The sequence below is a fragment of the Mucilaginibacter sp. P5_A6 genome (assembly GCF_056400585.1).
In genome coordinates, this window is the sequence record NZ_JBFUKZ010000023.1 from 125,094 (window position 1) to 139,587 (window position 14,494).

Annotated in this window: 14 protein-coding genes; 3 read left to right on the plus strand and 11 right to left on the minus strand. The window is 42.3% G+C overall.

The window, feature by feature from the left end; all coding sequences use genetic code 11:
• Position 1: 1 nt before the first annotated feature.
• The 3 genes from AC1DO4_RS21790 to AC1DO4_RS21800 all read right to left on the minus strand — a co-directional run bounded on the left by AC1DO4_RS21790 (position 2) and on the right by AC1DO4_RS21800 (position 2,384).
• Positions 2 to 874 (minus strand): hypothetical protein, encoded by an 873-nt coding sequence (locus tag AC1DO4_RS21790; protein WP_477419686.1) that lies wholly within the window; start codon positions 872 to 874, stop codon positions 2 to 4.
• 30 nt (positions 875 to 904) lie between these two features.
• Positions 905 to 1,249 carry a hypothetical protein gene (locus AC1DO4_RS21795; protein WP_477419687.1) on the minus strand — a complete coding sequence of 115 codons (345 nt, stop codon included), beginning with the start codon at positions 1,247 to 1,249 and terminating at the stop codon, positions 905 to 907.
• Between the two features lie 187 nt (positions 1,250 to 1,436).
• Positions 1,437 to 2,384: an FAD:protein FMN transferase gene (locus AC1DO4_RS21800; RefSeq protein WP_477419688.1), complete on the minus strand. Its 948-nt coding sequence runs from the start codon at positions 2,382 to 2,384 to the stop codon at positions 1,437 to 1,439.
• 13 nt (positions 2,385 to 2,397) lie between these two features.
• On the opposite strand from AC1DO4_RS21800, the gene AC1DO4_RS21805 reads away from it, so the two are divergent.
• The gene (locus AC1DO4_RS21805; protein ID WP_477419689.1) at positions 2,398 to 2,565 is read left to right on the plus strand and encodes a hypothetical protein; all 168 of its coding nucleotides are present in this window, start codon (positions 2,398 to 2,400) and stop codon (positions 2,563 to 2,565) included.
• 139 nt (positions 2,566 to 2,704) lie between these two features.
• Here AC1DO4_RS21805 and AC1DO4_RS21810 read toward each other — a convergent pair whose 3' ends face one another.
• The 6 genes from AC1DO4_RS21810 to AC1DO4_RS21835 all read right to left on the minus strand — a co-directional run bounded on the left by AC1DO4_RS21810 (position 2,705) and on the right by AC1DO4_RS21835 (position 8,020).
• Positions 2,705 to 3,358, minus strand: a complete 654-nt coding sequence (locus AC1DO4_RS21810) for a metal-dependent transcriptional regulator (protein WP_477419690.1) — start codon at positions 3,356 to 3,358, stop codon at positions 2,705 to 2,707.
• A gap of 144 nt (positions 3,359 to 3,502) precedes the next feature.
• Positions 3,503 to 4,144, minus strand: a complete 642-nt coding sequence (locus AC1DO4_RS21815; protein ID WP_477419691.1) for a hypothetical protein — start codon at positions 4,142 to 4,144, stop codon at positions 3,503 to 3,505.
• A gap of 201 nt (positions 4,145 to 4,345) precedes the next feature.
• The gene (locus AC1DO4_RS21820; protein ID WP_477419692.1) at positions 4,346 to 4,870 is read right to left on the minus strand and encodes a hypothetical protein; all 525 of its coding nucleotides are present in this window, start codon (positions 4,868 to 4,870) and stop codon (positions 4,346 to 4,348) included.
• Between the two features lie 415 nt (positions 4,871 to 5,285).
• Complete coding sequence (locus AC1DO4_RS21825) at positions 5,286 to 7,022, minus strand: S41 family peptidase (RefSeq protein ID WP_477419693.1); 1,737 nt, start codon at positions 7,020 to 7,022, stop codon at positions 5,286 to 5,288.
• Between the two features lie 67 nt (positions 7,023 to 7,089).
• Positions 7,090 to 7,305 (minus strand): hypothetical protein, encoded by a 216-nt coding sequence (locus tag AC1DO4_RS21830; RefSeq protein WP_477402709.1) that lies wholly within the window; start codon positions 7,303 to 7,305, stop codon positions 7,090 to 7,092.
• A 79-nt stretch (positions 7,306 to 7,384) separates the two neighbouring features.
• The gene (locus AC1DO4_RS21835) at positions 7,385 to 8,020 is read right to left on the minus strand and encodes a pyridoxamine 5'-phosphate oxidase family protein (RefSeq protein ID WP_477419694.1); all 636 of its coding nucleotides are present in this window, start codon (positions 8,018 to 8,020) and stop codon (positions 7,385 to 7,387) included.
• A gap of 80 nt (positions 8,021 to 8,100) precedes the next feature.
• Between AC1DO4_RS21835 and pdxR the strand changes: the two genes are divergently transcribed.
• Positions 8,101 to 9,555, plus strand: a complete 1,455-nt coding sequence (gene pdxR, locus AC1DO4_RS21840) for a MocR-like pyridoxine biosynthesis transcription factor PdxR (protein ID WP_477419695.1) — start codon at positions 8,101 to 8,103, stop codon at positions 9,553 to 9,555.
• 196 nt (positions 9,556 to 9,751) lie between these two features.
• On the plus strand, positions 9,752 to 10,339 hold the full coding sequence (locus AC1DO4_RS21845; protein WP_477419696.1) for a porin family protein: 588 nt from the start codon (positions 9,752 to 9,754) through the stop codon (positions 10,337 to 10,339).
• A gap of 416 nt (positions 10,340 to 10,755) precedes the next feature.
• Here the strand turns inward: AC1DO4_RS21845 and AC1DO4_RS21850 are convergent, their stop codons facing one another.
• Together AC1DO4_RS21850 and AC1DO4_RS21855 are read right to left on the minus strand one after the other, a co-directional pair.
• A complete protein-coding gene (locus AC1DO4_RS21850) occupies positions 10,756 to 14,178 on the minus strand; it encodes a ThuA domain-containing protein (RefSeq protein ID WP_477419697.1) in 3,423 nt (1,140 codons plus the stop codon).
• Positions 14,179 to 14,295: 117 nt separating this feature from the next.
• A partial coding sequence (locus tag AC1DO4_RS21855; RefSeq protein ID WP_477419698.1) for a hypothetical protein occupies positions 14,296 to 14,494 on the minus strand: 199 nt, incomplete at its 5' end.

Below are 14,494 nucleotides of genomic sequence, written 5' to 3' on the forward strand. Positions count from 1 at the left end.
TTTAATAAAAAAGGTAGTAAAAGGTGAAGTTAAAGAACGATTCTCTGCGGTTTTCAAGTGCCCCTTCAACATTAACAGGCATAGAGTATCGCCAGGATGCTTCAAATGTATAATGCGGCCTGTTATAGGCAACAGGTAGTTTAAAGCTATAGTTAAGCATTTTAAACCGCCTGTTATAACGGGCAGAATTTGGGTCGTTATGCACGTAAATATTGTCTATCTCATTCTGAAAGCGATGGTCGAGTGAGTAGCGTTGCACAAAATTTTGTGTGCCCGCTATAAAATTAAAGGATGGATTAAATGAAAGATAGTCCTTGTCGTCAAAAATACCCCAGCTGGTTTCAAAATATTTGGAGTTGGTTACAGTAACAAAGAAATCATTCGATTTACCAAAAAGGTAATCTGTGATCACGCTGKTTTTCAGTAATTTCCAGTCGTAGGAGTTTTTAAGGTTGATATCATTAGAGGATGCCGATTTTATCACATTGGCATTTTTATTAAAAATAAACCGGGTATAGCTTACCGCCCCCGAGAATTGTTTGGAGAACTTATAGAAATAGCCACCGCCAACATCAACCTCGTCTATAGGTTTATATCCCAAAACTTTAAGCACCGAGCCATATACAAAAAGCCCGGGTTTACTATTATATATGATATCGCCGGTAACAAACGGATATTTAACAGGACTTGTACGCCCGAAAAAAAGCGCATCGCTGCCATAGTTTACCCCTACAGAGACAGATTGCTTTCTGATAATAGTATCAGTATCGGCAACAACATGGGGGCAGCTACCTGTAATAACAGTTGCTTTAATACCGGTGGCATATAAGGCATTACAACCGGTAATTAAAAAAAGTAAGCAAAGGTACTTCATCAAAAATTGGTAAATTGTTTGTTAACCTGTTTAATTGCCATTTCTTCGTGGTATTTCGGGCGGGCGCTCCAACCCTTCGGGCCGGCGTTGTCTTTTGGGTTTGGGTTTAGCGGGCACCGTTGTGCCGTTTTCGTCAACCTTTTCGGGCTTTGCCTGCCTTTTTGCCTTGGCTACCTCTTTAATTTTATTTTTTTCATCCTGTTCCTGCTGTTTTTTACTTTTTGGTAATAACGTGTCCGCTGGCAAGCTATTACGCGATACCGTGATCATGTTATTATTATAAACAGAATTTAACGGGTTGTTGGTATTACCGGCAGATGATAAACATGGTGCAAATATCAATAACAGTACAATATACGCAAACCACTTTATCATTGGGAGGAAGAAAAACTTAAAATTGTATTCAAATATCGGTCAATATAAACAGTAAAACCCAAAGGGGAAGGGTACTGTTGATAACAATTGCTTTACAAAATTATTTAAAGGTCAATTGTTGCCTTAATAATTTTGTAAATGCACACCTTGCCGGAATAATTATGATAGATTGTAATTTAAATTCGTATCAAATGTTTACACCTTTTGATGTGTAAACGCGGTTTTGGTCATCAATAATGATACAGGCTATTTGATTCAGCTGGTTTATTAAATACATGCCCGCATTAACGCCAATATTAATTACTGGTGATGCCATAGCGTCAGAAAGTTCTGCAGTTGGGCTAATGATGCTCACACTTTTAATTTCGCTTACCGGGAATCCTTTGCCGGTGTTTGCAACACTTTGGAACTTTTTCTTGCTTACGCTGCCATATTTTTCGGCACTTATCGATGTTGCGAAAGCCATATTACTAATGTCGAGATGGGCAAAAGGTTGTTTCCTTTGCTCTGGGTCGGCGGCTGCAACGGTCCATGGTTTAGAATTTGGCTGTGTTCCCCAGGTTAACAAATCGCCGCCTGAATTAATAACACCGCTGTTTACACCGTTCATTTGTAAAATATATTTTGCCCTGTCGGCAGCGTAACCCTTGCTATTGGCTCCAAAGCCAATGCGCATGCCTTTTTCCTTTAAAAAGATGGTTTGTTTAGCTGCATCAAGTATAACGCTTTGGTAGTTGGTTTGCATTACCGAATAGGGGGCAGTTTTAACAGGTGAATTTTCAACAAGTGCGTTTTCGTTACCTGCTATGCGGTTGCCTGTAAAATAGGTAATATCAAAAGCGCCATGGGTAAGATCGGATATTTGCAAAGCCCTGTTGATCAGCCTGAATATTTCGCCATTAGCTTTTACCGGGCCAATCCCTGCATTACGGTTAATTTGTTTAATATTACTGTCATCACCAAAAGCCGAGAGTAGTTTTTCGACCCGGTTAATTTCACCAATGGCAATATCTATTTGTTTGTTGGCCAGTAAATGATCGGTTCCAACTACACTAATCTCAAACTTATCACCCATTGCGTATACATTACGCCTGTAGATGGTTAAATTGTTACTTAAAGTTTTTACAGCCAGCATAAATAAATTCTTTATGTCAAAAATCAAACACCCTCTAAATCCTTGTTGCAGAAATGGCGGAATTTTTAGCAAAAAACACTACATCGCCACTCTATTAAAAACTAAAGTAGCGGCCTTGCATGAAAATAAGATGAAAACGGGGTTGCAAATAATGCAAATTAGTGGTTTTCACATTATTTAACATTACAAAGACAAAAAGGATAAAGGATTAAATACCGGGGACAAAAGAACCAGTGTTAAGTCAACAGTACTAAGTCGTAAGACGGATTTGCTCTTTTCTGACTTTGAACTTAAGACTTTCGACTAAAGGCTAATTGGTATTAATCTATTAAAATATTCTCGCCAAACTTTTGGGATACCGTTGTGTTTTCGCCGCTATTGATACTAATTACAAGCGAGTTATCAAAGGGGATCTTTTCTATCAGTTGTATGTGGGTACCTATCCCTATATCCAGTTTCAGGAGGTATTGTAAAAATGCATTACTGGTATCGCGAACGGCGGCTACACGGCATGCTGTACCGGCCTTAAGATCGGTTAGTGTAATTGAAAATGATTTGGGTACTTTGCCATTGGCCTTCGGTATAGGGTCGCCATGAGGGTCGTAGTCGGGGAAGCCCAGGAATTTATCAAGCCTGTCGGCAAGTGTAGCATTGCTTACGTGCTCCAGCTCCTCGGCAATATCATGAATCTCATCCCAATGGTAACCCAGTTTCTCTAACAGGAAAACTTCCCACAAACGGTGCCTGCGAACTATTAACACGGCATCTTTTAATCCCTGTGTGGTAAGCTTTACGCCCTGCTTTTTATCATATGCTATAAGTTGCTTTTCGGTAAGCTTGCGGATCATGTCAACCACCGAAGCAGGGTTGTTACCCAGAGTTTCGGCAATTGCGGTTGGGGTTATTTTAACATCCTTTTGCTGCGCAATCCTGTAAATAGCCTTTAAATAATTCTCTTCGGATAGTGTATACATTTACCTTGACCTTATAATACAAACATAAATAAAAACCCGCCTGTTTGTAATAGCAAGGTACGGCTAATTACTATAAACCTGGTTTAAACAAAACAGCCCCCGTTTTATTTTAAGGGAGGCCTGTTTTGTTTTTTAATTTACTGATTAATGATGACCGTGGCCGCCACCATGGCCGCCATGATTACCACCACCACGGTTTCCGTGATCGCCACCGCCATGGTTTCCATGACCGCCACCGCCACGGTTTCCGTGATCGCCACCACCATGACCGCCACCATTTCCGTGAAATTGCGGACCGCGGCCACCATGGTTGCCATTATCAAAGTGACCATTGCCACCACCGCGATTATAAACTACCCTACGGTTATGATTGCCTCTCCAATAATTGGCATACCTTACATCGCGGCTGTTACGGATAATAACCTGGTCATGACGGCCCCTGTAGCCGGCATATTCTGTTCTGTAAACGTCATGCCTTAACCATGGGTTTCTATCATTTATTACAACTTTGTAGCCGTGATACAGGTCATAGTTACGGTAACGTACCGGTAGGTAAGTACGGTGTACCCATACATTGTTATCAAAATACACATACTGATGAGTAGGCACATCGTAATAGGTATCTATATCGGGTATGTAATAATAGCTTGCGTGTTCGTACCCAACCGGGCCCCAGGCTGGCTGGCTACCAATGTTAATCCCTAAACTAACGCTTACCTGGGCATTGGCTGTTTTAATTGCGAAGCAGCTTAGCAGTATTGCTGCCGAAAAAATGATCTTTTTCATTTGATGGTTTTAATTAAATATTGTGTAATCGTTGGTGAGCTTAAAATCCCGGCTGATTACATTGTTTGTGATGTATGACAATGTTTGATCCAAATAGTTTAAAAATTAAATCTTCACCGGCGGCTAAACACTGGGCGAATATAAAAAAACAGGCTCCTTGTTACAAGAAGCCTGTTGTATACAAAAACTAACAATCAAACATTAATCTTTATGACCATGGCCTTTATCGGCCTTGCGGTCATCTTTACGTTCTTTGCGCTCATTTTTGCGTTCCTGGCGGTCATCTTTGCGTTCATCTACGCGGTTACCTTTGCCATTTCCGTTCCAATGCTTACTGTATTTTGCTTCTTTGCTGTCGCGTATAATAACCTGATCGCGGCGCCCTTTATACTTTATATACCTGGTACGGTATACTGTATTACGAACCCATGGGGTACGTTCATTTACCACAACTTTGTAACCGTTATAAACATCATAATTGCTGTAACGTGGAGGTAATGCGATTGAATGCACCCATACATTGTTATTGAAATAAACATACTGATGTGCATTTACATCGTAGTATGAATCAATATCGGGCATGTAGTAATAATCTGCATGGTCATATCCAACAGGTCCCCACTCGGGCTGATTGCCAATATTGATGCTCAAACTTATTTGCGCGGCGGCAGGCTTTATTGATAAACAACCTAAAAAAATAGCGGCTGTTAAAATGATTTTTTTCATAGCGTTATTGTTTTGTTTGCAGGTATGACAATAACAAATAAAAAAAGTTTAGTTTATTGTTTGTTGAGGGTGAAGGTCAGTTAGTTATAATTTGCTAAGAAGCTGTTAAATTATTTATGGATTATATGAAAATCATTGCCGTTGACTTTAGTCAACGGAATAGTGACTGAAAAACAGTGGCTTTAGCCAAAATGCCGCTTGAATAATTGGGCTGAAACCCCCAATGAGACTTTTTTTACCGTTGACGGCAATGAATAATTTCCGTTTTTAGATAGCTTCTAAGAATGGGGTAAGTGAATGAAGGGTAGATTAAATTAAGTCTATTAAATAATTTCACATAAATCAACATTATGTAATTACTAACCAAAGCATTAGCTTTTTGCTTTGTGCATTCTGCTTTTAGCTTTTATATAAATTATTCGTCGTCGCTATCCTTGTCTGCCACTTTTTTGGCGGTCATGGCAAGCATTGGTTTACCAATAACTTTGTAATTTCCTTCGCCTTTCAGTATAGATGCCAGCTGGGTTTTATCCTGCATGGTTTTTACAGCCTGGGCAAGTTCTTTATCATATTTAAAGTTAGCTTCGTAACGGCCTTTTTCATAGTAATACCTGGATGCTATCTCATTTTCAAGCACCTGTTTTATTTCATCTTTATGCTGTTGCAGGTCGTTCTTTTTGCTGGCGATAAGTTTAGTTTTCAAAACATCATATTCATTTTGAATATCATTAAACTGCTTTTCCCTGGCGGCTTCGGTTTTAAGATTGTTTAACAATTTTTCTGATGAGGTTATGTAGTTATAATTCTTGTCAGCAAGGTATTTTACAAAATCGTTATAATCATTATCTGATAGGCCGAACGATTTGATATCAGCTATTTTAGCGTGTTTGTCGCGGTATAAGGTGGCATAATCAAATATCAAAAGTTTACCTACTAAAGCCTGGGTTACATTGGCAAATTTTTCCTGTTTAATAAAAATATCCGGGTAAATACCGCTGCCATCATAAACCGAGCGGCCATTTTTGGTTTTAAACTCATGGATCAGTGAATCGGCTACTTTAACTACGCTACCATCATCCTTACGGTGGGTGTAATCAAGTGCCTGGATGCAGCGGCCCGATGGTACATAGTATTTAGCGATGGTTATTTTCACCAAACTATTATAGGGCAGGTTAAATGTTTGCTGAACCAGACCTTTGCCGTAGCTGCGCTGGCCTATAATAATGGCCCGGTCAAGATCCTGTAACGAGCCTGCAACAATTTCTGATGCCGATGCCGAGTGGCTGTTAACCAATACTACCAAAGGTAAATTAGGTTCAAGTGGTGCGCTAACAGTGCTGTAGGTGAAGTTTTTATCTTTTATTTTTCCTTTTTGCGAAACTATCTCAACATCCTTTTGCACAAAAAGGTTAACTATCTTTACCGCTTCCTGCAGTATGCCCCCGCCATTGGAGCGAAGATCTAATATGATACCAGTGGGATTGCTTTTTTTTAGCGACACCAGTGCGTTGGTAACTTCACCGGCAGAGTTTTCCAGGAATTTATCGAGTTTGATATAACCCATATTGCCCGCAACCATGCCGTAGTAAGAAACATTTGGTTGTTTTATCTCATCGCGCACCAGGTTTTTTTCAAACGGCTGGGCCACATTGTCGCGTTTGATCAGCAATTTTATAGCAGCACCTTTTGAACCCTTAAGCAACAGGCTTACCTGGTCGTTATTTTTACTGCTAAGGTCAATATCATTTATTTTTAATACCTGGTCGCCGGGCCGCACGTCTCCTTTTTGGGCCGGAAAGCCTTCAAATACATCAGATACATACACTTTGCCATTGCGGGCAAAGATACTGGCGCCTATGCCACCATATTGGGTGCTTACGTAATGGAGCTTATAATCTTCAATTTCCGATTCGGGTACAAATTCGGTATAGGGGTCAAGGCCATCCAACATGGCATCAACACCGGTTTTAACCAGCTTGGCCGAGTTGATATCATCAACATAATTAATGTTCACCTCTTTATATACCGATGCAAAAACATCAAGATTTTTTGAAATCTGGAACAGGTCGTCATCAAAAGCCGCAACACCTACCGCCAGTGTTATAATACCGGCAAATAAGCCTATCTTTTTGTATTTTCTTAAGATCACCATACCCTGTACAACATTAAAACATATAAAAATACGAAAAGCTTATCGATTTTTACAAATCCGGCCTTATTTACAGCCTGTTATTATCAATATTTACCAATGCCTTTTTTAGGGTGAATACTACATATTCCCTGTTACGGTTTACAAGATCCATTAGCTTGGTTATTAGGGCTTCTTCCTGTCCTTCGGTATATTTTAACTGCTCGTCGGTAAGGCTGTTATATTTACGTTGAACTTTAATTTTTACACGTTCCCAATCTTTATTGGTAATACTGATCTCGGCCATCGTTAAATTATTTTAAGCAAAAATATAAAAAATACATGGCAGCAGAATCTAAAAATCAGGTTATGCCTTATTTTTAAAACTAAATATGCATAAGATGAGCTGGTAATGGCATTTCTTCGCTTAATTTGTCGGGTAAGGGGGCCAGTCGTTTGGTTTGCAGGGGAATAAGGCCCGACCAAATAGGCAGCTCCAGGTCATCATCGTCATCAACAGGCATGCCGGTACGTACCTTGGCCGATGCTTCATCAATTTTAAAGGCCAGCACGGTTGTTTTAAGTACTTCCCGGTCGGTTATCGTGCGCAGGTAATCCCAGCTGCCGGGTACAATTTTGTCTGTGAGCCATTTAAAAGCTTCTATTTTATCGGCGGAGTCTTCAATCTTTTCAGCTTGTGCAAATATCACTACCGACCGATAGTTAACAGAGTGGTGAAAAGCTGATTTTGCTACCACAAGCGCATCCATCAGTGTTACAGTTATGCAAACCGGGATACCTTTTTCAAGCTCCCGCATCAGGTGGCTGCCTACAGAACCATGTACATAAATACGATCTGTGTACCTTACAAAGGCGGTAGGGATAGAATAGGGTTTATTTTCTGATGAATAGCTGATGGTGCAATACAACGCTTCATCAAGAATGCTGTTGATGGTTTCGGGCTCATAATTTGCCCTTTTAGCTGCCCTGCTGGGAATAAGGTGTGCTGCCGGTGTTGTCATAATGTTGTTTTTTTATAAAATTATGCGTTTATTGGATCACCATTGTCGCCCAATTAAAACAAAACAGGTAGTCCAATTTTATGCAGGTATTTTCATCAGGCTTAATTATAGATAAGGAAGCGGTATTACCCGTTTACATGCAATTGGCCAACCAATTAATGGGGTTAATAAGGGCTGGTACTTTAAGTGCGGGGCACAGGCTGCCAAGCACCCGGCAACTGGCCCTTGTATTAAATGTTCACCGTAAAACGGTTATTAGGGCCTATGACGAATTGCTGGCGCAGGGCTGGCTGGAAAGCCGGGCAGGCAGCGGCACATTTGTAGCAGCGCATTTGCCTGTATCAAAACCGCAATCGTTATTAAATAATACCCCTGATGTGGCCAGGGTAGCCGGGTTCGGGGTTAAACCGGCGCCTCATCTTCAACGGAAAATGGCGGATCTGAATATCGACCTGCACCTTGATGACGGTTTTCCGGATGTGCGGATAGCGCCTGTGCTTGATATCTCCCGGGCTTACCGCACCCAGCTTTTAACCGGGAACCCTTATAGCCGCCTGGGCTATGCCGATCCTAAAGGTTCGGCATGGCTGCGCCAGGAGCTGGCGGCTTATTTAAATATTACCCGGGGATTAAGGGTTACGCCTGCCAATATTCTTATTGTACGCGGAACCGTAATGGGCCTGCACTTAGCCTGTGCAGGTTTGCTGGAGCCTGGTGATACCGTTGTAACAGCGGAGCCCGGCTGGGCCGGGGCCGAAACCAACTTTTTGCAGGCGGGGGCAAACCTGGTAAAAATTCCGGTTGACGAATACGGGATGGATATTAACAGGCTTGAAGCGCTTTGCCTTAAGCAGCCGGTACGACTGGCGTATGTTACATCGCATCATCATTACCCCACTACCGTAGCTTTACGGGCCGACCGCCGTGTACATTTACTTTCATTGGCTCAAAAATATGGCTTCATTGTTTTTGAGGATGATTACGATTATGATTTCCATTATCAGAACAAGCCTCTGATGCCGCTTGCCAGTGCCGATGATGCCGGTATGGTTTTGTATTGCGGATCGTTTTCAAAAACGATATCGCCGGCCATAAGGGTTGGGTATTTGGTTGGCCCCGAAAATGTTATTGAACAACTGGCGCAACTGCGCAGAACAATTGACAGACAGGGCGATACGCTGCTTGAAAATGCCATGGCCGAGCTATTGCAAAATGGCATCATTCAACGCCATCTGCGTAAATCATTGCGGATGTACCAACAGCGACGGGATATTTTTTGCAGCCTGATGAACGATTACCTCAAAAACTATGTGCAGTTTAAAGTACCGGATGGTGGCCTGGCTGTATGGACCCATTTTGATGAGCAGATAGATTTACCCCGTTTGGCTCAAAGCGCTTTAAAAAAAGGTCTCTACTTCCAGGGAGATAATAGCCCGGCCGCACCTAATTTTACCCGGTTGGGCTTTGCATCCTCAACACCGGCCGAGCTGGAATGTTGTGTAGAAATACTTACAAAACTATTGGCGGCACGCTAATGCTGTGAAAAAATTATTTCGATGCAGTTATAAAAAATACGCTTAAGGCAACGTTTAAGAATTTGGCGTGTCAATTGATAGGCGATTACAGGCTATCTATACAGCCGGTTTTATAACTAACTATCTATGTTAACAATGGGGTTTTATGCAAATAATACAAAAAAGCATAGCTTCGCCCCGCTAAAAATTAAATTCTATGAAAAAGTATCTATTAAGTGCAGCATTGCTGATAGCGGTAAGCATCAGTGCGCAAGCACAGTTTTCTTTAGGTGTTAAGGGTGGTGTCAATTTTTCAAAAATTAACACTTCCGCAGTTGGTGAATCATCTGTAACCGGTTATCAGGCAGGGTTGTTTGGCCGGATTGGCAGCGGTCTTTATTTACAGCCCGAACTTTATTTAGCCAGTAAAGGAGGGAAGTTTGATTTTCAAACCAATAATGCTACTGTTACAACTCAAGGTAAAGTAAGGTTTACAACCTTAAACGTTCCATTGCTTTTAGGAAAATCATTTGGAGCTAAAGATTTGAATTTTAGAATAATGGCCGGGCCGGTTTATAGTTACGCACTTGATAAAAATCAAAGCTTTAGCGATAACGTAAGCGGTGCTTACAATGATTTTGGAAGTTATAACAAAAGCACTTTAGGTTTCCAGGCCGGCGCGGGTGTTGATATCGGCGCTATAACCGCCGACCTACGTTATGAAGGCGGTTTATCTAAAGTAAATTCAAACTACGGCCAGCGCCAAAATCTTTGGGCTTTAAGTGTGGGCTTTAAAATATTTTAAGGCTGATTGAAAAGTTGGTTATGGAGACACAATCAACTTTTTAAAAATGTGAACCTATCCGGACGGATTTAGTTGGATATTTTTCACATTTTTTGTAAATTTGTATAGTAAGAACCAAGGCAATTATCAAACCCGATAAATGCCTTGGTTTTTTAAGTTAAAAAGATCGTGCGAAGCGATCTATATGAACCTAACTTCTTGATTTATATATGCTTATATATTTTTCACAGCGTGCGATCAGGTATTGAAAAGTGCCTGGAAGGTATCTGTAAAGTATGCCAAAAGGTATATGAACAGTGTACCAAAGGTGTGTGATTGGTACAGGGTTTGAGAAACAAAAACTATTCCTGAAAAATAGACGGATTTTTTGTTTTTAAAAAGCCCTCCCCAAAAGGAGAGGGCTGAGTTAGATTCTTTTACTTAGCACTAAATATCAATCCGGTAACTCCACCAACCATGGCCCCCGGTTTTATTGGTTTGAAAATAAAATACAACTGATGCATTTTACCGTCGGTTACCGGGTTAATGGTTATATGGGCAATACCGGCTTTTTGGCCTTTGGTTGGGGTTGGCATGCTACCTTTACCTACCAATTTGCCATTTGGGGCATCAATCCTTAGTTCAGCATTGAAGCCTATTGGCGGCGTTGTTTGCCAGAAAGCGGTCATGTTAACTGATTTTACTCCCGTCAGATCGATGTTCTCTACCTCAAACCAGCCTTCATTTGGCGGGAAGATTAGCAGGCTCATACCGTTGTACTTAAACGAGGTAAATCCGTTAACCTTTTCGGTACCGTTAAACATATAGTTGCTGCTGTTCAATGTAGCTATACCGATACCGGTTAACGCTTTAATGGCATCGGTACCATCATCGGTATATTTAGCTGTGAGTACCAGCGTGGCAGCAGGCTGTTTACCAGGATCGGGCGAAATGGTGCCTGATGGCGGCAGGGATTTCTTTTGGTTATCCTTACCCAACCCAAGCACCCAGCTAATGATCTGGTCCAGGTCACCCTTTTTAATGCTTGGATGCGCCGACATTGCAGTTTCGCCCCAAACTCCTGCGCCTCCTTTTATTACCTTTTGACTAAGTTTAGCCATGGCATCAGGATCTTTTTGGTATTTGGTGCTCACATCTATAAACGACGGGCCAATTGATTTACCAACCTCTTTATGGCAGCTTTTGCAATCCATGGTAAGCATTAATGCTTTGCCGCTGTTTTCGGGCGATGCCTGTTCCAGCTTTGATGCCTCTACCGGTTTTTTGTAGCCATCGATATAATCAACATTAACAATTATACGTTTTGGATCAATTTTTTTAGTGTCGGCGCCATCGGTTACAGTAACCGCATAGCTTAAAGGCGAGCCGGGCAGATAAAAAGATTTGTTGCCCCCTGTTAATTTTACAGTTACCTGCGGCTGCTCGTTACCGGCATAAATGCTCACTGGCGAGCTCTTGCTGCTTGCGCCTTCGCTATCCTTTGCGTCCACGGTAATTTTATAATCGCCGGGTTTGGTGTAGGTATAATCAAGTTCCGGTACTTCTGTTTCTTTTGTAGTTCCATCGCCCAAAGTCCAGGTGTAGGTAACTTTATCGCCTTCGGGATCTTTAGCCTTCGTGCTGAGCTTAACAGCAAACGGTAAAAGCCCCGATGTTTTATTCGCTTTTAAATAGGATATAGCAGGGGGCCTGTTGCCTTTGATATAATCAATCCTTATTAAACCGGCATCCGGATTATGGGTGAACCAACCACTTCCATACTCTAAACCATATAGGCGGCCATCTGGTCCAATTTCCATATCAATCATGGAGTTTACCTTCAAACCGGGGAAGAATGGTTCCATCTTATCAAAATCCCCTTCGGGCGTCATGGTAACTGCTTTAATCCAGCCGCGCATCCAGTCATATGCTAAAAACTTACCATTGTAATAATCGGGCAAGCGTGTTTCGGCAGGGAACATATCGGCATAATAAACCGGACCGGCCATTGCATTACGACCACCAGAACCAACCTGCGGAAATTCGGCAGATGCTCCGTAAGGATACCATATAAATGCCGGTTGCGCGGGTGGTAAATTTGTTAAGCCGGTGTTATTGCGCGAATTATTTACCGGGTGTTTGGGGTCAAACGTCTGACCAATAGTTCCTGTACCATAGTCATAAAGACGGTAAGGTTTGTTATCGCCAACAAAATATGGCCAGCCAAAGTTGCCGGCTTTGCGTGCCTGGTTTACTTCATCATACCCCATTGGTCCGCGGGTGTCAAGGCTATCATTATGGGCATCCGGGCCAACCTCGCCCCAATATAAGTTGCCGTTTTTTTGATCGACTGAAATACGGTAAGGGTTCCGGTCGCCCATTACATAAATCTCGGGGCGGGTTTTGGGCGTACCTTTAGGGAACAGGTTTCCTTCGGGAATATCATAAGTGCCGTCATCCTTTAATTTTATACGCAGGATTTTGCCCCGCAGATCGTTTGTATTACCTGCCGACCGGCGGGCATCAAACTGCAGGTGGCCTGGTCTGTCGTCCAGGGGGGCATAACCGCTGGTTACATATTTTTGTCCTTTTTCATCAAAAGGAGTAGAGTTATCGCCGGCCGAGAAGAACAGGATCTTATCGGGGCCTGGTCCAAAAGCGATAGAGCCACCCGTATGGCAGCAAATTTCGCGCTGTGCTTTTACTTCGAGGATTACCTTTTCGGTCTTTTTATCCAGCGTATCGTTTTTAAATGTAAACCTCGACAGGCGGTTAACAGAACTATCAGCAGGGCTATAATAAATATAAATCCAGTTGTTGTTGGCAAAATCAGGGTCTTTAGCCAGGCCAAGCATACCTTCTTCGGCGTTTACGCCGGGCGTATGCAAGGTTTTGTAGTACACATCAAAAAAGCCTACCTGTTTAACTTTTTGAGTTTCGTGATTGTACCGCATGATCTCGCCGCGGCGTTGTATCACCAGGATATCTAAATTGGGCAAAACGGTCATTTCTGTGGGCTCAAAGAACTGGCCTGTTGAAAGCTGGGTTTTGGCAAATCTGTCTTCATCTGGCGGCAACTGCGATTTGGCGTTTGAATAGTTCAACTCTTTGTTTTCGCCGACGGCGTATTTAATGCCGGCAAGCAGCATTTTTAAGTAGTTGTCGTCTTTGTAAGTTTCTTCGGTATGCCCCATTGCTGTATAAAAGGCGCGGCCTCCATCAAAATCATGGTACCAGGTGGCCGGGTGTAAGCCCATCCGTTTGCCGCCTTTGTAGGTGCTTTCATCAAGTGTAATCAGCACATGAACATCGGGGGCAAGCGCCTTTTTAAAGCTGTAAAACTCGTCGGTACGTTTCCATACTTTAGGCAGGTGTTTGGTAGCATCATTGGTGGCATCAACTACATTATAGGTACCCGGCTGTACATTCGGATTTTTATCATGAATGCCTGGGTGGTCATAAAACCAATCGCCCATGAGGCGGCCATACCATCCCCAGTCGTACTCGGTATCGGCTGCCGCATGTATGCCTACATAACCGCCGCCAGCTTGTATATATCGTTCAAAAGCGGCTTCCTGGCGGTAATCCAGTACATCGCCGGTGGTACTTAAAAAAATAACGGTCGCGTATTTTTTAAGAGTATCCTCATTAAACATTGCTGCGTTTTTGGTAGTATCCACATCAAAGCCGTTTTCTTTACCCAGTTTTTGGATGGCTGCTATACCTGCATCTATTGATGCATGGTGGAAGCCCATGGTTTTTGAAAATACCAGTACACGGGGTTTGCCGGGCCTGGTTTTATTACATGAAAAGTAAATGCAGCTAAGTGCTACAAAGACAAAAAGGGCGATTTTTTTCATATTGGCTTAATATGGGTTTGCGTTAATTGGAGTTTAGATGTCGGTTTACAGGAGCTATTGTACCAATTTATTACAATCGATTGGCTCCCGCCAAATTTATAATTAAATATTGATGTGTCAATACCAATGTGTAATAATGACACAGTAATATTTTTGATAGGAAGAGTGGTGAGTGGTGAGTGGTGAGTGGTGAGTGGTGAGTGGTGAGTGGTGAGTGGTGAGTGGTGAGTGGTGAGTGGTGAGTGGTGAGTGGTGAGTGGTGAGTGGTGAGTGGTGAGTGGTGAGTGGTGAGTGGTGAGTGGTGAGTGGTGAGTGG